Annotated in this window: 20 protein-coding genes; 10 read left to right on the top strand and 10 right to left on the bottom strand. The window is 39.3% G+C overall.

Going from position 1 to position 22,736, the window contains the following annotated elements:
• Nucleotides 1-85: 85 nt before the first annotated feature.
• The 10 genes from AC27GZ_RS14685 to AC27GZ_RS14640 all read right to left on the bottom strand — a co-directional run bounded on the left by AC27GZ_RS14685 (nucleotide 86) and on the right by AC27GZ_RS14640 (nucleotide 12,862).
• Nucleotides 86-2,305 carry a flagellar hook-length control protein FliK gene (locus AC27GZ_RS14685; RefSeq protein ID WP_487096107.1) on the bottom strand — a complete coding sequence of 740 codons (2,220 nt, stop codon included), beginning with the start codon at nucleotides 2,303-2,305 and terminating at the stop codon, nucleotides 86-88.
• A gap of 115 nt (nucleotides 2,306-2,420) precedes the next feature.
• Nucleotides 2,421-2,864, bottom strand: coding sequence for a flagellar export protein FliJ (gene fliJ / locus AC27GZ_RS14680; protein ID WP_487096106.1), 444 nt, complete (start codon nucleotides 2,862-2,864; stop codon nucleotides 2,421-2,423).
• Between the two features lie 37 nt (nucleotides 2,865-2,901).
• Nucleotides 2,902-4,275 carry a flagellar protein export ATPase FliI gene (gene fliI / locus AC27GZ_RS14675; protein ID WP_487096105.1) on the bottom strand — a complete coding sequence of 458 codons (1,374 nt, stop codon included), beginning with the start codon at nucleotides 4,273-4,275 and terminating at the stop codon, nucleotides 2,902-2,904.
• A 107-nt stretch (nucleotides 4,276-4,382) separates the two neighbouring features.
• On the bottom strand, nucleotides 4,383-5,168 hold the full coding sequence (fliH, locus tag AC27GZ_RS14670; protein ID WP_487096104.1) for a flagellar assembly protein FliH: 786 nt from the start codon (nucleotides 5,166-5,168) through the stop codon (nucleotides 4,383-4,385).
• Nucleotides 5,169-5,220: 52 nt separating this feature from the next.
• Complete coding sequence (gene fliG, locus AC27GZ_RS14665; RefSeq protein ID WP_487096103.1) at nucleotides 5,221-6,279, bottom strand: flagellar motor switch protein FliG; 1,059 nt, start codon at nucleotides 6,277-6,279, stop codon at nucleotides 5,221-5,223.
• Nucleotides 6,272-8,005, bottom strand: a complete 1,734-nt coding sequence (fliF, locus tag AC27GZ_RS14660) for a flagellar basal-body MS-ring/collar protein FliF (protein WP_487096184.1) — start codon at nucleotides 8,003-8,005, stop codon at nucleotides 6,272-6,274. The genes fliG and fliF overlap by 8 nt, the downstream gene beginning before the upstream one ends.
• Before the next feature lie 150 nt (nucleotides 8,006-8,155).
• On the bottom strand, nucleotides 8,156-8,509 hold the full coding sequence (gene fliE, locus AC27GZ_RS14655; protein ID WP_487096102.1) for a flagellar hook-basal body complex protein FliE: 354 nt from the start codon (nucleotides 8,507-8,509) through the stop codon (nucleotides 8,156-8,158).
• A gap of 194 nt (nucleotides 8,510-8,703) precedes the next feature.
• Nucleotides 8,704-10,044 (bottom strand): sigma-54-dependent transcriptional regulator, encoded by a 1,341-nt coding sequence (locus AC27GZ_RS14650; RefSeq protein ID WP_487096101.1) that lies wholly within the window; start codon nucleotides 10,042-10,044, stop codon nucleotides 8,704-8,706.
• Entirely contained in the window at nucleotides 10,041-11,246 is a 1,206-nt protein-coding gene (locus AC27GZ_RS14645; RefSeq protein WP_487096100.1) for a sensor histidine kinase, read from the bottom strand. The genes AC27GZ_RS14650 and AC27GZ_RS14645 overlap by 4 nt, the downstream gene beginning before the upstream one ends.
• A gap of 110 nt (nucleotides 11,247-11,356) precedes the next feature.
• Nucleotides 11,357-12,862 (bottom strand): sigma-54 dependent transcriptional regulator, encoded by a 1,506-nt coding sequence (locus AC27GZ_RS14640; protein WP_487096099.1) that lies wholly within the window; start codon nucleotides 12,860-12,862, stop codon nucleotides 11,357-11,359.
• A 251-nt stretch (nucleotides 12,863-13,113) separates the two neighbouring features.
• On the opposite strand from AC27GZ_RS14640, the gene pseB reads away from it, so the two are divergent.
• From pseB to AC27GZ_RS14590, 10 genes are read left to right on the top strand one after another with little or no spacing between them, the layout of a single operon-like run.
• Entirely contained in the window at nucleotides 13,114-14,115 is a 1,002-nt protein-coding gene (pseB, locus tag AC27GZ_RS14635) for a UDP-N-acetylglucosamine 4,6-dehydratase (inverting) (RefSeq protein WP_487096183.1), read from the top strand.
• A gap of 26 nt (nucleotides 14,116-14,141) precedes the next feature.
• Nucleotides 14,142-15,380: a UDP-4-amino-4,6-dideoxy-N-acetyl-beta-L-altrosamine transaminase gene (gene pseC, locus AC27GZ_RS14630; RefSeq protein ID WP_487096182.1), complete on the top strand. Its 1,239-nt coding sequence runs from the start codon at nucleotides 14,142-14,144 to the stop codon at nucleotides 15,378-15,380.
• Nucleotides 15,380-16,294, top strand: a complete 915-nt coding sequence (locus AC27GZ_RS14625; protein WP_487096098.1) for an aldo/keto reductase — start codon at nucleotides 15,380-15,382, stop codon at nucleotides 16,292-16,294. Before pseC ends, AC27GZ_RS14625 begins: the two co-directional genes overlap by 1 nt.
• A gap of 37 nt (nucleotides 16,295-16,331) precedes the next feature.
• Entirely contained in the window at nucleotides 16,332-17,129 is a 798-nt protein-coding gene (locus tag AC27GZ_RS14620; protein ID WP_487096097.1) for a cytidylyltransferase domain-containing protein, read from the top strand.
• Between the two features lie 2 nt (nucleotides 17,130-17,131).
• A complete protein-coding gene (locus tag AC27GZ_RS14615) occupies nucleotides 17,132-18,433 on the top strand; it encodes an aminotransferase class III-fold pyridoxal phosphate-dependent enzyme (RefSeq protein WP_487096096.1) in 1,302 nt (433 codons plus the stop codon).
• A 17-nt stretch (nucleotides 18,434-18,450) separates the two neighbouring features.
• On the top strand, nucleotides 18,451-19,572 hold the full coding sequence (pseG, locus tag AC27GZ_RS14610; RefSeq protein WP_487096095.1) for a UDP-2,4-diacetamido-2,4,6-trideoxy-beta-L-altropyranose hydrolase: 1,122 nt from the start codon (nucleotides 18,451-18,453) through the stop codon (nucleotides 19,570-19,572).
• Nucleotides 19,562-20,221: a formyltransferase family protein gene (locus AC27GZ_RS14605; protein WP_487096094.1), complete on the top strand. Its 660-nt coding sequence runs from the start codon at nucleotides 19,562-19,564 to the stop codon at nucleotides 20,219-20,221. The genes pseG and AC27GZ_RS14605 overlap by 11 nt, the downstream gene beginning before the upstream one ends.
• A complete protein-coding gene (locus AC27GZ_RS14600) occupies nucleotides 20,211-20,897 on the top strand; it encodes a formyl transferase (RefSeq protein ID WP_487096093.1) in 687 nt (228 codons plus the stop codon). The genes AC27GZ_RS14605 and AC27GZ_RS14600 overlap by 11 nt, the downstream gene beginning before the upstream one ends.
• 12 nt (nucleotides 20,898-20,909) lie before the next feature.
• Entirely contained in the window at nucleotides 20,910-21,971 is a 1,062-nt protein-coding gene (gene pseI, locus AC27GZ_RS14595) for a pseudaminic acid synthase (RefSeq protein WP_487096092.1), read from the top strand.
• Nucleotides 21,961-22,650, top strand: coding sequence for a PIG-L deacetylase family protein (locus AC27GZ_RS14590; RefSeq protein ID WP_487096091.1), 690 nt, complete (start codon nucleotides 21,961-21,963; stop codon nucleotides 22,648-22,650). Before pseI ends, AC27GZ_RS14590 begins: the two co-directional genes overlap by 11 nt.
• The last annotated feature ends 86 nt before the right edge of the window (nucleotides 22,651-22,736 follow it).

Here is a 22,736-nt window from a genome sequence, read left to right as displayed (position 1 = left end):
CTAGCCAATGTGTTTTCATCAACTTCATTACATTTCGCTCAATTTCTCACCATTTAGCCCTTAATTTTCATTATGCAATTATTTTCTAAGCATAATAGTCAACAGCATTAACTGAGGCATTAATCATTCTTGCAGACAAGTTTTGCTCAACGAGGTCATTGGCTTGAGCAAGCTCTTCATCTGCTTGACGGTGTTCATTATTCGCTTCATTGTCTGATTGTTCAGACTGTTGCTCTACATTTGCATCACCTACATCAACGCCCTGCTCTTGTAACATATCACGAAGCTTATGCATATTTTGCTCAAGTGCTTCTTTAGCTTGTTGGTTTTGTACCACAAAATTGACTTGGGCTTGTTCATTTTGCAAGTTTACTCTTACCTGCATATTTCCAAGCTCTGGTGGATCTAAAGTAATATTAAACTGTTGTAACTTCTGTGAAATCATCAACATTACTTTATCTTTAACCGCCGTTGTAAAATCTTTTCTAAAAATAGAAATCGTTTCTTGATGCAATTGCGCATTGCTTTTTAAGCTTTGTGTCACTTCTGTCGCTACTGACGGGTTGAGAACTTCAACGGCTTGTTGCTCTATTGCCTGTTGAGAAACCTGTGTGGCTCTGCTGCTGACGTCGATAAAGCTGGTATTTAACTGTGCATCAGCCTTTAACGACTTAGTTGACTTTTCTATCGATTCTTCATTTCCTTGAGCTTGTGACTTAAGTGAAAATTGTGCTTGCTCTATTTGTTGAGCTTGTACCTTGGTTAAAGATTCAGCTGAGTCGCTCACGACATCAGTAACAGGTACGTTTACTGCTGCATTTATTGATGCATTAGTTGATGCATTTACATGCGCACTTTGTGATACAATTTTGTGGCTTGTCATTTGCTCAGCAACTTGACTACTCGCCACTGGGTTTACTGATGTTTGACTGTTGAGTGCTGACTTACTCAATTCTTGCCTAAATCCTTGCTTAGCAAGATTTTCGATTTGTTCAGCCGTTAATTCATCTGCTAGCTCTCCCCCTGTAGGGTTAGCATTGCTGGCACCATTTTCATTTACACCTTGAGTGACTACCTGAGTATTAGTTGTAGCAGCTTGTAATTGTTTACTTTGCGCTAATTCTATAACTTTTTGATTCAATACGGCTTGAGCACTTTCAAATTGTCTAGCGGCATCAATGGGAAGTTTTTCACTCTGAGAGTCTTTTGAACTTAATGCATTAGCCGCTTCGCGGTTAAATACTGCTTTATCCGTTTGCGTATTGTTACCTTCAGTGCCAGTTTCGGTATTTAGGATAGAAGTGTCATCTTGATCGCTTACGCCTTGAGCCACTAAAGCTTGTGCAACTGCATTTTGTCCACTAACACTTCTCGATAAAGGTTCAGAACTTTTTGCTGCTTTTAACTCTACAGCAACATTGTCACCATGCATTTTCGTCTGTGCGTCAGCTACCTTGGCATCAGTGAATAACGCTTTAGTTATTTCATTTTGTGGGTAATTTATTTTGTTATTTTGCTCTTCAAAAGGTAAGCCAGTTTCAGCACTCGCTTGTCCAGACAGACTATGTTCTGTACTATCTTTAGCTAAAACACTAGCTGCACTGTTAACAAACTGCTTACCTTGTTTAGCAGCTACAAACTCTTGGTTGCTTTGTTCTGCTAAATTGAGATTAGTTTCTTTAGAGAACTCTGAAACTAAATCACCTTGCTTTAATAGCTCTGTTTCGTACAAAGCTTTTTGCTCTGCGGTTAATGATGCTAGTTTATCTGCTGACTGGCTTGCTGACAAAGTAGCAGAGTGTTCATCGACATGCGTTGATGCGCGCTCAGCCTTAAAATTACTGTCAGCGATTAACGTCTTATCGGCTTGATAAAGAAAAGTCATTAATTGCTCTGAAGATAATACTTCTCTCTCTATGGCGTCATCTGCTGTTACGCTGCCTTCTTTATGACCGTTATTGCCGCTAGCGGCAAGTTCTTGCTGTTCTGCTGATGTTGTTAAATTATTTTTACTACTTGCTTCACCACTGACTTCAACTGTATTTTTGTTTACTGTTTTAGCTTTTTCGCTATCGTCTTCAGATCGTAATTCTTTAGCTTCATCTGCTAAATTTCGTTTTGTCTCTTCAGTCGATTCAACCTTTGCAACCTTTGCTACAGGCTTTTGTTTATGGTTATCTGCAAGGTGCTTATCCATTAACTGGGAAAAGTCTTCATTACCTTTAGTCATCATCAAACTAGCACCTTCATCGGGCACGTCGACATTTTGTGAAACACTAATGGGTAATACATTGAGTTGCGACATAATTCTTCCAATCACTAAAACGGATAACAAACTAAATACTAATGGTTTACTTATTCTCTATGTTCTCTACATGGCTTTTGCAAAAAGTATTCCAATTTACTTACAGGTATTTGCTTTATGACGACTGGCGACGAATAAATTGCTGGTTAGCAATTTCATCAAACATTTTTTGCTCTTTTTTATTGGCTAACTTAGTTAATTCAACTTGGCGTTTAGCAGCTAATTTTTCTACTGCCTGCACTTTTTGTCTTTGTTGTAACCAGAGTTTTTTACTTTGTTCTACCAATGCTTTAGCTTGCTTAATCGCTATTTCAACTTGCGCTGAGGCATAATCAAGTTTACTGATAAAGGCGTGATAATGATTATAGGTCGAGCTATCTAATCCAGTCGATGAACGCTGGCTTAAACGTTTCATGTACTCTAATCGATAATCAGAGACACTTTGTAAACGGGTTAAATTTTGTTGGTAGTCATTTTCTGCCAATCGCAATTTGTTTGCCGCTAGCTCTTCTTTGCCTTGCTCAAATTTTAAAAGGGTTTCAAGCTGTTTGGTTGCCACAATAATTCTCCAAAAAGGTCTATTCAGACTTTATAAACTAGGCGGGTGCACCTTGATTAGCATTGGCTTGGTTGTTGGCATGAGCTGCCGCAATAATCTCTTGTAACTGGCCTATACTTTGCTCATAAGGAATCACTTCTTGCATTTGTTGCTGTAAAAAGAAATTAATGACAGGTACAACTTTTATGGCTTGATCAATGCGAGGATCTGTTCCTTGGGTATAAGCACCAATGGAAATTAAGTCCTTATTTTGCTGATATAAAGAATAAATTTGCTTTAATTGTCGCGCTAATACTTGATGTTCTTCACTAGCCACCATAGGCATAACACGGGAAATAGAGCTTTCAATATCAACCGCTGGGTAATGCCCTGCGTCAGCTAACTCTCTTGATAAAACGATATGTCCATCTAAGATAGCACGTGCAGCATCAGCAATAGGATCTTGTAAATCATCACCTTCCGTTAACACCGTATAAAAAGCGGTAATTGAACCTTGCCCCTCACCACCATTACCTGCCCGTTCAACAAGTTGTGGCAATTTAGAAAATACTGATGGCGGATAACCTTTTGTAGCTGGTGGCTCGCCAACAGCTAATGCAATTTCACGTTGAGCTTGTGCATACCGCGTTAATGAATCTAACAGTAGTAACACATTAAGCCCTTGATCACGAAAATACTCACTAATTTGCACAGCACTTTCACAACCTTTTAAGCGCATTAACGGAGAGTTATCAGCTGGCGAAGCGACAACAACGGAGCGAGCTCGCCCTTCTTCGCCTAAGATTTCTTCAATAAATTCTTTAACTTCTCGACCACGTTCTCCCACTAAACCAACCACAATCACATCTGCATTGGTACCTCGTGTCATCATGCCCATTAAGACACTTTTACCCACACCTGAACCAGCAAAAAGTCCCATGCGCTGACCTTTGCCTATACTGGTAAAACTGTTTATCGAGCGGACACCAACATCAAGGTGCTCTGTGATGGCTCGCCTAGAAAGGGGGTTGATAGGTTGGTTATCATTAACATATTCACTGTCTGTTTCAATCGGCCCTTTGCCATCAAGCGGCTTACCAATACCATTAATCACTCGTCCCAATAATTTCATCGATAACGGTAAATGGAGTTTGGTTGCAATAGGTAAGACACGGGCGCCTGGCGATACACCACGCAAGCTCTCTTCAGGCATTAAGTAGGTAATATCTTGAGCAAAACCAACCACTTCTGCTAGTAATTCACCTTGTGCCGTTTCCACTAAACATTGGCTGCCTACATGCGCTTTGACGCCTACCGCCTCTAACGTTAAGCCAACAACACGCACTAAGCGCCCTGCAACACTTTCTTTGAAAGGGTGTACAAAGCTTTGACAATTTTTAAGTCTGTCGCTAATGCGCGTGCTATCAACCATGTTTTGCCTTTGAGTTTACCCTGTCAAATAAAGTTTATTATTAAAGGGAATATCAACTCCCTAAGCTATTGCTATTCGCTGCCAAGATTATGTCAGTTAACACTCGTCTATGGCTGATGCAAAGCATCTTGCAAAAACGAATCCAATACTTGCTTTAAACGCGACTTCATTTGTAAATCAATATTGGAGGTACTGTTTTCTATTTGGCAACTGCCGGGGGTTAATTGTGGCGCAGGTAATAATTGCCAGCCACTCTCTAACAGATGCTTTTCACCAAACTGTTCTTCAACTAGTTTAATGTCTTCAGGATTTAAGTGAATTTGTGTTTTAGACTCATTACTTGGTAAGGCTTTAATCCCTGTGCTGATAGCCGACATTAAAATATCAGGGTTAGTTTTAGCTTCTTGTAAAACAACAGCTTCAGTTAACTGAACAACAAGGTTAAGTAATTGCTCTTCAACATTTTTTTCAACGCTAGCTAAAGGGGTTGTAAGTTGGTCAATTAGACCTTGCCAATGAGCACTTAATGTTTCAATGCGCTCTTTCCCCTCAGTTAAGCCTTGCTCTTTTCCTTCCTCTAAACCTTGTGCAGTGCCTTCTTCATGACCTTTGGCTTTCCCTTCTTCATAACCCGTAGCAAAGCCTTCTTCTTTACCTTGATTAAAACCTTCTTCATGCGCCGCTAATCTGATCGCTTCAATTTCTTCAGCAGTTAGCGGCTGAACTTCAACCTCTTGCTCTTCAGGTGGTTCAAAGCGCCAGTTAGCTTTTTGTCCTAAAGCATTAGTTTGACTTTCTTGCTCAGGGGTAGGCTTTGTTTCAACACTGGGAAGTGCCCAAACATCAGTATTTTCTTGTGCTGCTTTGATAATACGAACAGGTGACTTACTCATGATAATTTATCCACAACAACAGAATATTAAGCCGGTAATATGATGAAAACTATTATAAGAATTCATCGCCGCCACCGCCGCCACCAAGCATAATTTCACCAGCGTCAGATAATCGACGAGCAATAGAAAGAATTTCTTTTTGTGCTGCTTCTACTTCGCTAATACGCACAGGGCCCATGGCTTCGAGATCGTCAGCCAACATTTCTGCCGCACGTTTAGACATGTTACCAAGGATTTTCTCTTTAAGGGCATCATCGGTACCTTTGATCGCTTTCATTAAGGCATCTTGTTGTACTTCACGCAAGATTGCTTGCATACCGCGATCATCAACATCAACTAAGTTTTCAAAGACAAACATTAAGTCTTGAATTTGCTGACTCATTTCTTCATCACTTTCACGAATTGAGTCCATTAACATACCTTCAACATTGGTATCTAGGTAGTTCATAATATCTGCTGCTGCTTTCAAGCCGCCCATTTTCGCAGCTTGTGCACCTGCTTGACCAGCAAATTGTTTCTCCATAATCTCGTTCAATTCTTGTAGTGCCGCTGGTTGTACTTCCTCAAGGTTAGCAATACGCATCATTAAGTCTAATCTAACTTTTTCAGTAAACTGACCAATAATTTCAGCAGATTGCTCTGGCTCTAAATAAGATAAAACGATGGTTTGAATTTGAGGATGCTCATTTCGAATAATATTAGCTACCTGTTTAGAGTCCATCCATTTCAGAGAATCTAAACCTTTAGCACCGCCACCCATTACAATTTGATCAATTAAGTTGCCGGCTTTATCTTCACCTAAAGCTGCCGTTAAGGCTTTTCGAACAAACTCTTCACTTTGGAAACCTATGGTTGAGAAGTTTTGGATTTCGTGAATAAATTGTTTATGAACCGCTGTGATTTTTTCTTGGGTAAAATCTTCCATCGCCGCCATAACAGTACCCACTTGCTGTACTTGTTTTGGCTCAAGATGTTTTAAAATTTGCGCGGCATCTTCTTCAGATAAGCTTAATAATAAAATACCTGCTTTTTCCGCACCTTCAAGTTTATCTACATCAAACCCTGCTGGTGCTGCGGTTAGTTCACCGACTTCTTGACTTTCATCACTCATCTTCGTTCAACCAACTTTTCACTACTTGCGACGATAATTCAGGTTCATTAGCAACTAAGGCACGAACCGCTTTTAATATGTCTTCATCTCGATGAAGATCAGGTAGCTGTAAACTACCATCTGGTGCAAAACCAACGTTACCTGCATCAAAATCAGAGGTAAGCATATCCATGGTTTCATCACCCAAATCAATATGGCTATCTAGTGACTTATCACCATAATCTTCTGGTGTACTATCTGGGTAAATCAAGCGTTTCAACATTGGACGAACAACAGCCAATATAAGCACGATAATAACCAAAGCACCCATCACTAATTTTAGCACCTTCATAAACCAAGGTTGTTCCCAAATAGGTACTTCTTCGACAGCACCAAAATCAGAACGGCTAAACGGAATAGTGATCACTTCCAAAATATCACCACGCTGTAAATCAAAACCGATACTGCCTTGTAATAAGCGACGAATCGCGGCAATTTCTGCAACACTTCTAGGCTCTTTCGCCACAGATGCTGCAGTACCTTCACCACCTTCGCTATCAGTTGTTGGCGAAGGTGCACTACTGTTAACATAATCTAGGGCGACTGATACACTAACTTTTCGAATAATACCCGTTTGCTGTTTAGTATGGCTAATAGCTTCATCTAACTCATAGTTTTTAGTAGATTCACTATGTTTATCACTCGGGATAGCTTTGTTTTGCCCTCCCGTAGCATTTTCAGGAATTGTTGATTCAAGCGGCGGCTGATTAGTTAATGCGCCAGGTATGCCACCTAATGCGCCACCAATTGAGTTACGTTCAACTTTCATTTCACTGCGAAGTGCTGGCAGGTCTGAATTATAACGACGCTCTGTTTCTTCTGTGCTAGTGAAATCCATAGTGACATCAACTTGGGCTGTATAGTTACCTAAGCCCACCACGGGGATCAAAATACTGTCAATTTTATCTCTATATTCTTGTTCGCGCTTTTGCTCAATTTCAAATTCACCGCGTGAACGAGAAGATATTGAGTCTTGAGAGCCAGAGTTAAGTAAACGACCATTTTGATCGGTAACTGTTACTCTATTCGGGCTTAAGCCTTGTACTGCTGAAGCAACAATATCTACTACTGCATCAACCTCTTCAGCCGATAACAAACGACCACGCTGCATGGTTAAAACTACCGTTGCAGAAGGATTCTTTTCACGGCGGGCAAAAATATTTTCTTTTGGAATAGCTAAAAGTACTTTTGCTTGTGAAATACTTTGCAGTTGCTCAATAGTTTTGCCTAAACGCTGTTCTCGACCATATTTGAGTCTTTCTCGTTCCATACGTTGACTGACACCAAAACCCATGTCTTTCATCAATACGTCTTCACCTTGTGAAGGCTCCTTCGTTAAGCCTTCACGAGCAAGTAATAGTTTTACATTTTGATATTCTTCAGCAGGTACAGAAATGGTGTTATTTTCTTGGCGATACTCAACGTGGTTGGCATCAAGAAAATCCATGGTTTTTATCAGTTGTTCGGTAGGTAATTTTGATAAAAAGCGGTATTCAGGTTCATTCGCTAAAATAATAACAAAAACCGCAATCGCTAAACAAATAGACAAAGCAACCACTAAAGTAATTTGACGTAAAATGTCAACATTCCCTAGGGTTGCAGAGAAGCCTGATTTTTGCTCTTGCATGGCACCGTTATCACCACTATCACTGGCAATAATGTCTGTTCCACCATCAGTTGCTACCATTGTATTTGTGTCAGCCACTTAACTTCTCCGATTACTACTGAATTTACTTTTTTATTAGCTTTTTTCTTAGCTTTAGTACGATTATTTATTGAAAATAATGCGCCTAGTGCTTTCTTTTTAACGCGCAAAACCCATGTGTAAACCAGAAAACTAGACTGGCATACTCATGATTTCTTTATACGCTTCAACGAATTTATTTCTCACTTGCACTGTTGCATCTAAGGCAATGCCTGACTTACTTGAAGCTACCATCACTTCTGCTAAGGTGACGCTGCGATCACCCATTTCAAAGGCGGTTTTTTTGGCGCCAGTATCTTGTTGTAATTCATTCACTGTTTTTAATGCATCGGTAAGTAATTCACCAAAATTACTGCTTGACTGGTTTACTTGTTTGCTTGCATTTACGGCTTGTAAGTCGCCACCAACAGCAGGCAAGTTACCGTTGCTTGCTTGCATTGACATACTTTGCATTTGGGCAAATAAAGAATTAGTTTTGATATCCATAATGAGCTCGCTTGTGTCAATTTTTTGCTGATAAAAGCTGTAAATTATCTGTTAGTAGAGATGTTGCAAGCATGGTGCCAAAAACACAGCCTATAACTGGCGTGGCTTAGGGGATGATTAAGAAAAAGCCAATACGAATAAAAAAGCCACAAATATCTTAGTATTTATGGCTTTTAGAAGTGTTTAAAAAATAGCTATGCTGGAATTTGAATGCCAGAGTCACGCATACGGGCAATTTTATAGCGCAAGGTTCTCGGGCTGATACCTAATCGCTCAGCCACTTCTTTTCGACTACCGTGACAGGCTTGCAAAGTATCAAGAATAATTTGATGTTCTTGCAATTTAAGTTCGCTGCCTAATTTATCTTCTGTTGGTGCTTGTTGCTCTACTTGGCTCACCTTGGCAGTTTCAAAGTTTTCAATCAATAAGTCTTGAGCATCAATGATCTGATTGCTGTGTAAAATCAGCGCCCGTTGAATAACATTATCTAACTCACGTACATTTCCCGGCCAATGGTATGCATTTAATTTACTACGTGCTGCAGGGCTAAATTCAGCTACTTGCTCGCCACTTTTTTGACAGTAGTTTTCAACTAAGTGTTGCGCTAAAGGCAAGATATCATCAACACGCTCAGCAAGCGGTAACCAAGTTAGTGGGAATACATTTAGACGATAGTATAAATCTTCTCTAAAGTCCCCTTTCGCTACCGCCTCTTTTAGATCTCGGTTACTGGTTGCAATAACACGCACATCTAAATTTATAGTTTTTCTGCCACCTAAACGTTCTACTTCACGCTCTTGCAATACCCGAAGAATTTTAGCTTGTAGGCCTAAATCCATTTCAGTAATTTCATCAAGCAAAATAGTACCGCCTTGAGCTTGTTCGAATTTACCTGGACAGGCTTGAATAGCGCCCGTAAAAGCGCCTTTTTCATAACCGAATAAGGTAGCTTCAAGCATATTTTCAGGAATAGCAGCACAGTTAATCGCAACAAAAGGTTCTTTCGCTCGCGGTGAGTTATTATGGACATACTGTGATAAGACTTCTTTACCTGAGCCACTTGGCCCAAGTACCATCACTGACGCTTCCGTAGTCGCAACTTTACGGGCAAGATTAAGTAACTCAATACTGCGCTTATCAGCAACTATGGGCGTATTGCTATTTACCGATGAAGGTGGAATATACTGGCTAACCATATTTAACAATACTTCTGGCGCAAAAGGCTTAGCAATATAATTACAAGCACCGTCTTTCATAGCTTGTACAGCATCATTAATAGTACCGAAAGCAGTCATCAACAGTACTGGCATATTGGGTAATTGATTTTTAATGCTCTTTAATAGCGATAAACCTGACATGCCGCCCATTTGAACATCACTTACTACTAAATCAATTTTATGATTTTTAAGTAGTAACAAAGCTGTCTCGGCAGATTCTGCTTCCACACATTGGTAATTAGCTAAGCTTAAGGTATCAATTAATGCTTCACGTAAACCAGCATCATCTTCAACCACTAAAATTTTATGGTGACTCATTTGGATACTCCTCGCTTAGTTTTGGCTAGCAATGGTAGTTTCAAGCAAAAGTGTGCCCCTTGCCCTGTTCCGCTCAAGTAACTCACTTGACCTTGGTGTGCTTCTACTACCGATTTGACTACCGCAAGCCCAAGGCCTGTGCCTTTTGAACTTGAGGTATAAAAAGGCTCGAAAATTTTGTCGATTATGGCTGAATCAATGCCTGGACCATTGTCTTTAACACTGACAAAAATAGCGTCTTTTTCTGAGTAAACTTGAATGTTAATAACTGCAGGCTCTGATTCACCTGAAGCTGCTTGCAAAGAATTATGAATAAGGTTTTGTATAGCACCAGACAAAGCGTTCTTGTTGGCTAATATTTGACTATGTTCATCATTTAATTTCACATTAACAACAGCTTTTGCTTTGGTGACTAATGCTTCCATAGCCTGTACAGAGTCATTAATTAATTCATCCACTAACAGTGGCGCCACCACCTGCTCATTTCCACTTTTAGAGAACAGCAACATATCATTCACTTGCTGTTCTAAGTCGTGCAAACGTGCAGTGAGCTTTTCTTGGAACGTTGCTCGAGCGCTATCAGATAATTTTCTGTTTGATAAATTAGCGCTATATAACATGGCAGAAGATAATGGCGTGCGAATTTGATGCGCTAAGGTTGAAACCATTTTACCCAGCGACGATAAACGCTGCATTTGACCTACTTTATCTTGTAGCAAACGCGTTTCGGTTAAGTCGGTGATCATAATAAGTTGTCCCGGTTGATCACCTAAACTGGCTATTTCTAACTTAACACGGCGGCCATCTTTGAGTGAAACCTCGTGCCAGTCATCGGCTCTAGGCTTGAAGGAGCGAGCGATCACATTAAACCATAACTGCCCTAAAATAGGCTCTTCAAGTAAGTTTCTAGCTACTTTGTTAATTTTTACCACAACGCCATCACCGTCTAGCATCACTAAACCTGTTGGCATCATTTCGATCAGTTGATCTGCCATTTGTGCTTGTTTCAATGGCTTAGAAGGCACGGGAACAGAAGGCGTGGTTAACTTATGAGTGCTTTGCTTTAACTGAGCAAGCTCATTGCGTAATGCTGATAATTCACCAGGAAAAGCTTCTTGTGCTAATAAGCCTCCTTTAGAATCAAAGGCAACATTGGCTGGGTTAAAGGTATGGTTGGCATCGAAATGCTCTGCTAGTGCCATAAACAAAGTCCAAATAAATATTTATTTACTTTGTATAAAGCATTTTACGTACCATTATTTTTATCTATACTTTTCAGTATATTACAACAAAACAATGGTTAATAATGGCGTCAAACTATTGGCTTTTGCAAATCATACTTTCGCATTTTCTCAACTAAAGTTGTTCTGCGCATCCCTAAAGTTTCCGCGGCTCTAGCAACAACATAGTCATGCTTAATCAGTGATTGTGATATTAACGAGACTTCTAATTCTGCTAAGTATTCTTTTAAATTTAAACCATCATCAGGCAGTAAACCGGTATTTTCAGCGCTAACTGCTTCACTACTAGCTTCAGTTTCGTCGTCTTCATCATCATAATCAAAACCCGCAAATAGCTCATTAATCGCATCTTGCTCTTGCAACTCTTCAGGGTATTCTGGGGTGTATTCTTCTGCTTCAATATGTTGATATTTATGAGGTAGTTCGGCTACATCAACAATTTGTTCGCCGTACATAATTAACATACGCTCAATGAGGTTTGATAATTCACGTACGTTGCCTGCCCAAGGGTGCTCCATCAATGACTGTATGGCTCTGTCAGTAAAACGTACTGTTTTTCCTTGCTCGTGTTCAAAGCGGCTAAGTAACTCTTTTAGCAGTAACGGAATATCTTCTTTTCTATCTCGAAGCGCTGGAGTTTCAATAGGAAAAACGTTTAGGCGATAAAATAAATCTTCACGAAAATCGCCTGATTTAATCATATCTTCTAAGTTTTGATGAGTGGCAGCGACAATTCGAACATCGGCTTTAATACTTTTTGTGCCACCAACACGTTCAAAAGTGCGCTCTTGAAGAACACGCAAGAGTTTGACTTGCATTGGTTGTGGCATATCACCTATTTCATCAAGAAAAAGTGTTCCACCTTCGGCTAACTCAAAACGGCCTTTACGTGCAGAAATGGCACCTGTAAAAGCACCTTTTTCATGACCAAATAGCTCACTCTCTAATAGCTCACCCGGAATTGCACCACAGTTAACAGGTACAAAAGTTTCATTGCTGCGTTCAGATAAATTATGAATATTACGCGCTACAACTTCTTTACCTGTACCTGACTCACCTAAAACCAATACACTTGCCGGCGTTTTAGCAACCTGCTCAATTAAAAATCGAACCTCATTCATTGGTTTACTTGTACCCACTAAAGAGCGAAATAAAGGACTAGCACCAAGCTTGCCGCCAGAGCGAGGTAATTTATTGTGATACTGATGACAATGATGCACAAGCTCAGTTAGTTGCGCATAATTAAGTGGCGTTGATAAATTACCAATCACGTTTACACAGCCATTGATGCTATTTTCATCGAGAACATCATGTAATAAAAAAGGTGTTTTAGGATTATGCTTTACAATGTCAGCAGTTGAGGAAGAAATATCCCCCGCCAAAATAACGGTTAAGATATGGTCATGGTTTTTAAATGCTGTTGTAATTTCATCCTGACCACATTGTACAAAATGCTCGCCCACAAAAGACAACACTGTTGCTAGTTGATGTGCTCTTGCACTGTCATTATCAACAATCAAAATTTGCTTGTGACCATGAAGATGAGACAGTGGTGATTCAGACGCTGTTTGTGGCATAAATAAGTATTACTTGATGACTAACCTTAATAACAATTTTAGCTACTCACAATAATTAAGCAACAAAAAATTGACGGTTTAAAGTAAATAAAGGCCAGTTTTTTGACTGCTAAAAATAAAAGTAATAAATTCTAAACAAAGCGCTGTAAAAACCAACAAAATCAATTAATTTAGTGCTATGGGCATATAATTTGCTATATTAATATCATCTTGATTAACACCCTTAAGTTTGAGAAACGATTATGACAACAATGTTTGATGACAAGAGTATTTTAATTACTGGCGGTACCGGCTCTTTTGGTAAGAAGTATGTTGAAACACTATTAAAAAATCATCGACCTAGAAAAATCATTATTTTTTCACGTGATGAACTTAAACAGTTTGAAATGCAGCAAGTATTCAACCAATCTTGTATGCGTTACTTTATAGGCGACGTGCGTGATAAAGAGCGTCTAAATAGAGCCATGCGTGGTGTTGATTATGTCATTCATGCTGCTGCGATGAAGCAGGTGCCAGCCGCTGAATATAATCCCATGGAATGCGTAAAAACCAATATCAATGGCGCTGAAAATGTCATTGATGCAGCGCTGAACAACAATGTTGAAAAAGTTATTGCCTTATCAACCGATAAAGCTGCCAACCCAATTAATTTGTACGGCGCAACTAAGTTAGCCTCCGATAAAATATTTGTCGCCGCTAATAATATTTCTGGTGGCCATAACACCACCTTTGCCGTGGTTCGATATGGTAATGTGGTTGGCTCTCGAGGCTCTGTTGTGCCCTTTTTTGAAAAGCTGATCAAAGAAGGCAGCGATCATTTACCTATCACTCATATGGAAATGACTCGTTTTTGGATAACACTACAACAAGGTGTTGATTTTGTTTTGAAAAATTTTCAACGCATGCTGGGTGGAGAAATATTTGTTCCGAAAATCCCTTCCATTAAAATTTGTGATTTAGCCACAGCAATGGCGCCTGAATTACCACAAAAAGTTGTAGGTATTAGACCCGGAGAAAAGCTTCATGAGGTAATGTGCCCTGCTGATGACTCATATCATACTTTTGAATATGAAGATCATTTTGTCATTGCTCCTAGTATTATTTTTTCAAGCCGTAGTAATGATTTCACCATCAATGCCATTAACGAAAGCGGCAAACCGGTCGCGCATGAGTTTGAATATAACTCTCGAAATAACAGTCATTTTTCAACCATTGAAGAAATTAAAGAATTTAACAAGCAAGCTTGCTTATAGTGGAAAAATCCATGACTCCAGATTCTATGATCCCTTACGGTAAACAAGATATTAGTGACGATGATATTGCTGAGGTTGTTGAGGTATTAAAATCTGATTTAATTACTCAAGGGCCGAAAACCGTTGAGTTTGAACAAACCATAGCAACAGCATGTCAAAGCAATAGTGATAATACTCCCCATGCAATCGCCACTAACAGTGCCACTTCAGCCCTACATATCGCTTGTTTAGCCCTTGGGGTAGGAACAGGAGATAGCGTATGGACTTCCCCTGTATCTTTTGTCGCATCCAGTAATTGCGCCCTTTATTGTGGCGCTAAAATCGATTTTGTCGATATTGACCTAACTTCAGGAAATATGTGCCCTGAAGCCCTCGAGGCTAAATTAGCACAAGCTCAAATAAACAATAATTTACCTAAAGTTGTGATTGCCGTGCATTTAGCTGGACAGTCTTGCGATATGAAGACAATTAAAGCACTAAGTGAACAATATCATTTTGCCATAATTGAAGATGCCTCTCATGCTATAGGGGCACGTTATCAAGGTAATGCTGTTGGCAGTAATAGCTATTGTGATATCAGTATTTTTAGTTTTCATCCGGTTAAAATTATCACCAGTGCAGAAGGTGGTATGGCATTAACCAACTCTGCTGAGCTGGCTAAAAAAATGCGTTCATTGCGTAGTCACGGTATTACTAGTGATCCCAGTGAAATGACAGAGCCGAGTCATGGCCCATGGTATTACCAACAACAATCCCTTGGCTTTAATTACCGTATGACTGAGCTACAAGCAGCATTAGGCGTTAGCCAAACAAAACGTTTGCAAGAGTTTGTTAGCAAAAGAAATGCGCTAGCAAATTGTTATGATCAAGCCTTTGCAAACAGTGCTTTAACCACACTAACACCTAATTCAGACAGCTACTCTGCTTATCACTTGTACCTAGTCCTTTTACCTCGATTAGCCGATAAAGAACAGCGTAGAGCAGTTCATAAAAAAATAATTGTAAATTTAAGAGCTAAAAATATCTTAGCGCATGTACATTACATCCCTATCCATTTACAGCCTTATTATCAAGGTTTAGGGTTCAAAGAGGGTGACTTTCCAGCAGCGGAAGAGTATTACGAACGAGCTATTTCATTACCTTTATTCCCACAACTTTCTCAACAAGAGCAAGCTTATATTATTTCAACAGTATTGGCCGAAGTAGACAATATTTCTCTCACACATAAAAATAACACCGAGAGCAAAACAAGCGAACAAGCATAATGAAGTTAGCTTTAGGAACAGTACAATTTGGGCTAGATTACGGCATCAGCAATAGCCATGGACAAGTGGATAAGTCAGAGGTTGCTGATATTTTATCGCTAGCCAACACGCTAGGCATAGATACTTTAGATTGCGCTGGTGCATACGGCAACAGTGAGCAAGTGATTGGTGAAGTTTTAGCATCATCTTCTGCCAATAATATCTTTACCCTTGTCAGTAAAATTCCTGCACTAGACAATAATGAGTCCAGCATAAATGAATATTTTTCCCAAAGCCTTGCGCATTTTGGGGTTGATAAGATAGATACACTACTTTTTCATCACGCTGAAAATATTATCTCTCACCCAAACAAATTGGCTCTTTTTAAGCAACTTGAAGCACTAAAAGCTCAAGGAAAAGTTAGAAGAGTTGGCGCCTCACTTTATTCTCCAAAGCAATTACTGACAATTACTAAGCAATATGACATTGATGTTGCGCAAGTGCCTTTGAATATTTTTGACCAACGATTTATTACTAACAATATTTTAAGCTTATGCCAGCAACAAGGTATAAAGCTGCATGTTAGGTCGCTGTTTTTACAAGGTTTAATCTTTTTAACTGAACATCGATTAGCGGCTCACTTTCATCCTTTTAAAGACAAGCTAGCCGCTTTTTCACAGCTAGCAGACCATTTAGGGTGTTCAAAATTAACGCTGGCGCTAGCTATTGTGGCACAAGAGTTGCCTTATTTAGATAAGCTTGCAGCGAATAATATTATTGAAAAAGTCGTGGTTGGTGTTTGCTCTACCAAGCAATTAACTGAAATAGTAAATGCCTACCAATTAGCCAAGACTTTACCTGTTTCTCCTGCAGAGTTGCAGGCTTTAGCAGATACTAGGCTTGAATTCATAAACCCAAGTTTATGGTCACTTTAATTTGAAAAGCATAATAGGCAGTACTGAGTCGTAAACAATGAAAGCACCTCAAACTCTAATTATTTTACAAGCACGTATGTCGTCATCAAGGCTACCAAATAAAGTGTTAATGCCCATTTTAGGCAAACCTATGCTTGCTCACCAACTTACCCGACTGGCGCAAGTAAAAACACCTCACCAGATAGTGGTTGCGACCAGTGATGACTGTAGTGATGATGCAATTGAAGACTTATGCACTAAGCTGAATATCAGTTGTTTTCGTGGCCCTTTAGACGACGTGTTAGCCAGATACTACTTAGCTGCACAAGCCTTTAATCATACCGTTATCCCAAATAAACAAGTGAATACTATAGTGCGGGTGACTGGCGACTGCCCCGTTATAGATAGTGAAATTGTTGATAACGTTATCTCATTATACTTCACAAGCAATGTTGATTATTGCTCAAACTGTGAGCCAGCAACTTTACCTGATGGTTTAGATGTGGAAGTGTTTAGTTTTGAAGCATTAGAGCTTGCTTATCAACAAGCTAAAAAACCTTCAGAGCGCGAACATGTAACGCCTTTTATTCGTAATAACCCAGCACTATTTTCAAAAACAAATTATCAGCACAGTGTGGATTTATCACATTTTCGTTGGACAGTTGATGAGCCAACTGATTTTGAATTGATAACTAAAATCTACCAAGCACTCTATGCCGACAAACCTTTATTTACTTTGGATGACATGGTTAATTTAATGAAGAAGCAACCAGAATTGACGACAATAAATAATCAAATTATTCGAAATGAAGGTTTACTCAAATCTGAATTAGCCGACAAAGCAATGGATCAATAGTCATGAGTACAAGCAACAATAAACAATTTAGCCAATCAAACTTATGGCTTGAGCGCGCTGAAAAAACCATTCCTCTTGGCTCTCAAACTTTTAGTAAAAGCCGAATAGCCTACCCTAAAAATGTCTCGCCACTGTTTATTAAACGCGGACAAGGTTGCCAAGTTTGGGATGCCGATGACAATCAATATACCGACTTTGTCAGTGGCTTATTATCCGTTTCCTTAGGCTATAAAAATGATGCCGTAGATAAGGCAGTCATTGAACAAATACAATCTGGGGTAACATTTTCATTACCACACCCACTTGAAATGCAAGTGGCTGAAAAGCTCGTCGAACTTATACCCTGCGCTGAAATGGTACGCTTTGGTAAAAATGGCAGTGACGCAACTTCTGCGGCTATTCGTTTAAGCCGTGCTTTCACACAAAAAGATCACATTGCTGTCTGTGGTTATCATGGCTGGCAAGACTGGTATATTGGCTCAACAACTCGCGATTTAGGTGTCCCTGAAGCAACAAAAAAGCTCACGCATACTTTTACTTACAATGATATTGATTCGTTAGCACAAGTATTTGAAGAAAATAAAGGTAAGATGGCAGCTGTTATTCTAGAGCCCATGAATGTCCAGTTTCCACAAAATAACTTTTTGCAACAAGTTAAAGACCTATGTCAAAAACATGATGCCGTTTTGATTTTTGATGAAACCATCACTGGTTTTCGTTATAGCTTAGGCGGGGCTCAACAGTTGTTTGGCGTTACACCCGATCTCGCCACGTTTGGCAAAGGTATGGCGAATGGCTACCCCATTTCAGCAGTGGTTGGTCGCAAAGATATTATGTGTTTAATGACTGATATTTTCTTCTCAGGCACTTTTGCCGGCGAAACACTCTCGCTAGCCGCTTCAAAAGCCACATTAGAGTTTATGATTGACAACAATGTCGTAGAACACCTCAATGCTATGGGTGAAAAGCTACAAGCAGGTTTACAAGACATTATCAACGATATGCAAGCACAACACTGGCTTAGTATTAGCGGTCATCCTGTGTGGTCATTTTTAAATATTGGTGACTGCGGTGCTTATAGTGCGATCCAATTAAAGTCACTCTTTTTACAAGAAATGGCACAACAAGGCTTTTTACTCGGTGGCGGACATAACCTCAACTTTGCCCATAAAAGTCATGATATTGAAGCTTTGCTACAAGCTTATAAAATAGTATTACCACAACTGGCTGATACCATTAACAATGAAGATTTTGATTCACGTTTTCAGGGTGAATTACTTGAACCCGTGTTTAAAGTTCGATAACTGCTAAGGTTTATTTCATGCATATTGCCTTTCGTGTCGACAGTTCAACAACTATAGGTCATGGCCATGTAATGCGGTGCTTAACCTTAGCACACGCCCTTGTTCATGCTCAAAAATCTCTCCATATAAGTTTTATCACCAAAGCTAACCAAGGCAATATCAATCACTTAATTTGTAACGCCGGTTTTCAGCTGGTACTCATCGCAACGGGCGAGCAATTAATAAAACAAAGCGATAGCAGCACCTGGCTTGGCTGCACACAAGAGCAAGATGCCCGACAAACACGTGAAGCGATAAAAGTACTACCTGATATAGATTTACTGGTTGTTGATCACTACGCCATAAGCAATGAATGGCAGGAGCTGTTAAATGATTGTTACCAACAACTTATGGTAATTGATGATTTAGCCAATAGAGTTCTCAATGCTGATATTTTATTGGATCAAACCTTAAATCGTCATGCTGAGCAATATCAGTCTTTAGTGCCTGAAGCTTGTCAACTGCTACTAGGGCAAAACTTTATGCTATTGCGTGAAGAGTTTGCCCAGTTATCAAAGCAGGCTAAAGAAAAACGACTTCAACAAAGTCAGCACTTATCAAAAGCCAATATTCTGATCACTATGGGCGGTGGTGACCCTGATAATCTTTCTGAGCGCGCACTTCTTGCAATAAACAGCTTACGAGATGATTTTCCTGAACTACGGGCTACTCTTGTCATGTCTAAGCAAGCTAAACATCTAAGTACTATAGAAAAAACACAACAAGCGTTTGATTGGTGCCAACTCATTGTCGACAGTAAAAATATGAGTGAATTAATGTTAAAGGCTGACATAGCCATTGGCGCTAGTGGTGCGACAGCATGGGAGCGTTGCTGTTTAGGCTTACCCAGTTTAATATCAATCAATGCCGACAACCAACTGCTTATAGCGAATAACTTAACTGAAGCTGGCACAAGCCTCAATTTAGGATGGCATGAAGAGATAACGGCTCAGACAATAGCAACACAGTTAAAATGTTTACTTAATGATAAGCAAGCTTACTTGACTATGGTTGATCATTGTTTCGATGCCTGTGATGGTCAAGGGGCAAGTAGAGTTGCTAAAATATTAATAAAAAGGTGTCAAACCTATGAGCTGTAAATTAGCCAACATCAGCACTATTACTTTATTAGTGGATAATGACTCGTGGATACTACCCTACGCTCAGCAATTAGTTAATGAACTATCAATAAACTATCACTGCCAACTAGTACAAAAAGCGCAAGCAATCCCTGAAGGTGATTTATGCTTTTTACTTGGTTGCACACAACTGGTCAGTAGCGAAGTATTACAAAGAAACCATCATAATTTAGTCGTTCATGAAAGCGCCCTTCCCCAAGGAAAAGGTTTCGCTCCCATGAGTTGGCAAATACTCACAGGGGTTAATACCATTCCAATCTGCTTACTTGAAGCAAGTGAGCAAGCAGATAGTGGTGATATTTGGCTAAGCGATACCATAGAGCTAAATGGCACTGAACTGCATGATGAATGGCGAGATAAGCAAGGAAAAATGACGCTAGCTTTAGTCAAGAAATTTATTGAACAATATCAAAGCCTAACACCTAGAAAGCAAACAGGTGAAGAGAGTTTTTACCCGCGAAGAAGCGCTGAAGATAGTGAACTAGATATGAATAAAAATCTTAGCGAACAATTTAATTTATTGCGGGTGGTAAGTAATGAAAACTACCCTGCTTTTTTTATAAAAGATGGCGTAAAATATAAATTAAAGGTTGTACGCGATGACAACTAATTATGTTGTTGCCACTATCAAAGACTGGCAAATAAATCAGTTCAACAAACGAACTCCTTCATTTGATGGTCAATGGTCACTAATTAGCGACCCTACTCAACTGACGCTTGAGCATTTAAGGTTAATTAATCCTAAATACATTTTCTTTCCTCACTGGCAATGGATAGTACCTGAAGAAATATTGAATGAATTTACCTGTATTTGTTTTCATATGACCGATGTACCTTACGGTCGAGGTGGGAGCCCCTTACAAAACTTGATTATCAGAGGCCATCAAGAAACTAAATTAACAGCGCTTAAAATGACTACTGAACTTGATGCTGGCCCAGTGTATTTAAAAGCGCCTTTATCACTTATCGGCAGTGCTCAAGATATATTTGAACGTAGTGCGGAACTTACGTTTGAAATGATCTCAAGCATCATAAAAATAGAGCCTGAGCCAATAGCTCAACAAGGTGAAATAACTTTATTTAAACGTAGAACGCCGGAACAAAGTCAAATAATGGGTGACGAAAATATCTCCACACTCTATAACACTATACGTATGCTCGATGCAGAAAGTTACCCAAAAGCCTTTTTACATTACGGTGATTATACCTTAACCTTTGAAAAGGCAGCGTTAAATGAAGATAATTTAACTGCTACAGTCACTTTTAAAAAGCAACAAAAAAACTGAGAAAACAATCTAATGACTGACAACTTTATCACTATCAATGGCACAAAAATTGGCCCTGCATTTAAGCCATATATTATTGCTGAATTATCAGCAAACCATAATGGTAGCATCGAAAAAGCACTTGAAAGTATAGAGGTTGCAGCCAAATGTGGTGCTGACGCAATAAAAATACAAAGTTACACTGCTGACACTATGACCATAGACTGTGATAGAGAAGACTTTCAAGTCAAAGGCGGCTTATGGGACGGCTATAAACTGTACGACTTATACAAGTGGGCACAAACTCCCTTTGAATGGCACAAGCAATTATTTGATAAAGCAAGAGAAGTTGGCATCACATTATTTTCAACGCCATTTGATGAAACCGCCGTTGAATTGCTTGAAGAGTTAAATGCCCCAGCCTATAAACTCGCTTCATTTGAAATAACCGACTTACCGTTAATTAAACGAATAGCTCAAACAGGTAAGCCGTTAATTATTTCTACTGGTATGGCGAATTTAGAAGAAATAACCGATGCCATAAACACTGCCAAAAGCAATGGCTGTAAAGAGCTTGTCGTTTTACACTGTATTAGTGCTTACCCTGCTCCCTTTGAGCAAGCTAATTTAGCGACTATTGCTGATATTAGCCAACGTTTTGATGTTATTTCTGGGCTTTCAGATCATACTTTGGGTACAGTAGTGTCTGTTTCCAGTGTCGCCTTAGGCGCAAGTTTAATAGAAAAACACTTTACTTTAGATAGAAATGATAAAGGACCTGATGCAGAGTTTTCACTTGAGCCTGACGATCTTACTCGTTTAGTGAATGAAACCAAAGCAGCCCATCAAGCTATTGGTGTGGCAGGTTACGAAAGAAAACCTGTTGAAGAAAGTAGTATGAAGTTTCGTCGTTCACTCTATTTTGTGCAAGACATCAAACAAGGCGAAACAATAACCAAAGAACATATCAAAAGAATAAGACCAGGCTACGGTTTAGCGCCTAAATACTTTGATGAATTGATTGGAAAAAAAGTAACACAAAATATTGTTCGCGGTACTGCTACGTCATGGGAGTTAATCAATAATGATTGCTAAACAAGTAAAAGAAAACGTTCTTGTCGTTGCCGCTCATGCCGATGATGAAGCGCTTGGCTGTGGTGGTACAATAGCTAAACATATCGCTAATGGAGATACGGTCACCGTAATATTTATGACGAATGGTGTATCTTCAAGAGCTGGTAGTTCAAGCCATGATAAAAGTGAACGTCAATCAGCTATGGAACAAGCTTTAAAAACACTAGGCGTCAAAGGATACCAATGTTTTGATTTTCCAGACAATCAAATGGATTCAGTGCCATTACTGAGCGTAGTTAAAGCGATTGAAGGAGTTATCCAAAAATTTGAACCAACTATTATTTATAGCCACTTTGCCCATGACTTAAATATAGATCATCGAATTACCCATCAAGCAGTCATGACAGCTTGCCGCCCGATAAAAGGCAGTAGTGTCAATAAAATATTCTCATTTGAAGTACTATCAAGTACTGAGTGGCAATCGCCTAACATGCCAAGTTTTCAGCCTCAATATATAGTCGATGTAAGTCAATTTTGGCAATTAAAAGAGCAAGCACTTGTTTGTTATCAAACCGAATTACGTACTAGCCCGCATAGCCGCTCTCTAGAGTGTATTAAAGCACTAGCCATTTTACGTGGTGAAGCGAATGGTTTTGAAAAAGCAGAGGCTTTTCAAGTAGAACGAATTTTAGACAAGTGAAAAACGGAAAAAAGCAATGCAAATCATGGCATTTAATTTGCTGCATTTAATGAAAACAAGTACACCACATAAATAGCACTGGGAAA

This window comes from Colwellia sp. SU-HH00943 (assembly GCF_057546125.1).
Note: the sequence above shows the minus strand (reverse complement) of the source record. Positions and strands in the feature narration are given on the sequence as shown.

Excerpts from the sequence above, each read along its gene's own strand:
- AC27GZ_RS14685 (WP_487096107.1), bottom strand. The coding sequence starts at position 2,305 with ATGTCGCAACTCAATGTATTACCCATTAGTGTTTCACAAAATGTCGAC.
- fliI (WP_487096105.1), bottom strand. The coding sequence starts at position 4,275 with ATGGTTGATAGCACGCGCATTAGCGACAGACTTAAAAATTGTCAAAGC.
- fliH (WP_487096104.1), bottom strand. The coding sequence starts at position 5,168 with ATGAGTAAGTCACCTGTTCGTATTATCAAAGCAGCACAAGAAAATACT.
- fliG (WP_487096103.1), bottom strand. The coding sequence starts at position 6,279 with ATGAGTGATGAAAGTCAAGAAGTCGGTGAACTAACCGCAGCACCAGCA.
- fliF (WP_487096184.1), bottom strand. The coding sequence starts at position 8,005 with ATGGTAGCAACTGATGGTGGAACAGACATTATTGCCAGTGATAGTGGT.
- fliE (WP_487096102.1), bottom strand. The coding sequence starts at position 8,509 with ATGGATATCAAAACTAATTCTTTATTTGCCCAAATGCAAAGTATGTCA.
- AC27GZ_RS14650 (WP_487096101.1), bottom strand. The coding sequence starts at position 10,044 with ATGAGTCACCATAAAATTTTAGTGGTTGAAGATGATGCTGGTTTACGT.
- AC27GZ_RS14645 (WP_487096100.1), bottom strand. The coding sequence starts at position 11,246 with ATGGCACTAGCAGAGCATTTCGATGCCAACCATACCTTTAACCCAGCC.
- AC27GZ_RS14640 (WP_487096099.1), bottom strand. The coding sequence starts at position 12,862 with ATGCCACAAACAGCGTCTGAATCACCACTGTCTCATCTTCATGGTCAC.
- pseB (WP_487096183.1), top strand. The coding sequence starts at position 13,114 with ATGTTTGATGACAAGAGTATTTTAATTACTGGCGGTACCGGCTCTTTT.
- pseC (WP_487096182.1), top strand. The coding sequence starts at position 14,142 with ATGATCCCTTACGGTAAACAAGATATTAGTGACGATGATATTGCTGAG.
- AC27GZ_RS14625 (WP_487096098.1), top strand. The coding sequence starts at position 15,380 with ATGAAGTTAGCTTTAGGAACAGTACAATTTGGGCTAGATTACGGCATC.
- AC27GZ_RS14620 (WP_487096097.1), top strand. The coding sequence starts at position 16,332 with ATGAAAGCACCTCAAACTCTAATTATTTTACAAGCACGTATGTCGTCA.
- AC27GZ_RS14615 (WP_487096096.1), top strand. The coding sequence starts at position 17,132 with ATGAGTACAAGCAACAATAAACAATTTAGCCAATCAAACTTATGGCTT.
- pseG (WP_487096095.1), top strand. The coding sequence starts at position 18,451 with ATGCATATTGCCTTTCGTGTCGACAGTTCAACAACTATAGGTCATGGC.
- AC27GZ_RS14605 (WP_487096094.1), top strand. The coding sequence starts at position 19,562 with ATGAGCTGTAAATTAGCCAACATCAGCACTATTACTTTATTAGTGGAT.
- AC27GZ_RS14600 (WP_487096093.1), top strand. The coding sequence starts at position 20,211 with ATGACAACTAATTATGTTGTTGCCACTATCAAAGACTGGCAAATAAAT.
- pseI (WP_487096092.1), top strand. The coding sequence starts at position 20,910 with ATGACTGACAACTTTATCACTATCAATGGCACAAAAATTGGCCCTGCA.
- AC27GZ_RS14590 (WP_487096091.1), top strand. The coding sequence starts at position 21,961 with ATGATTGCTAAACAAGTAAAAGAAAACGTTCTTGTCGTTGCCGCTCAT.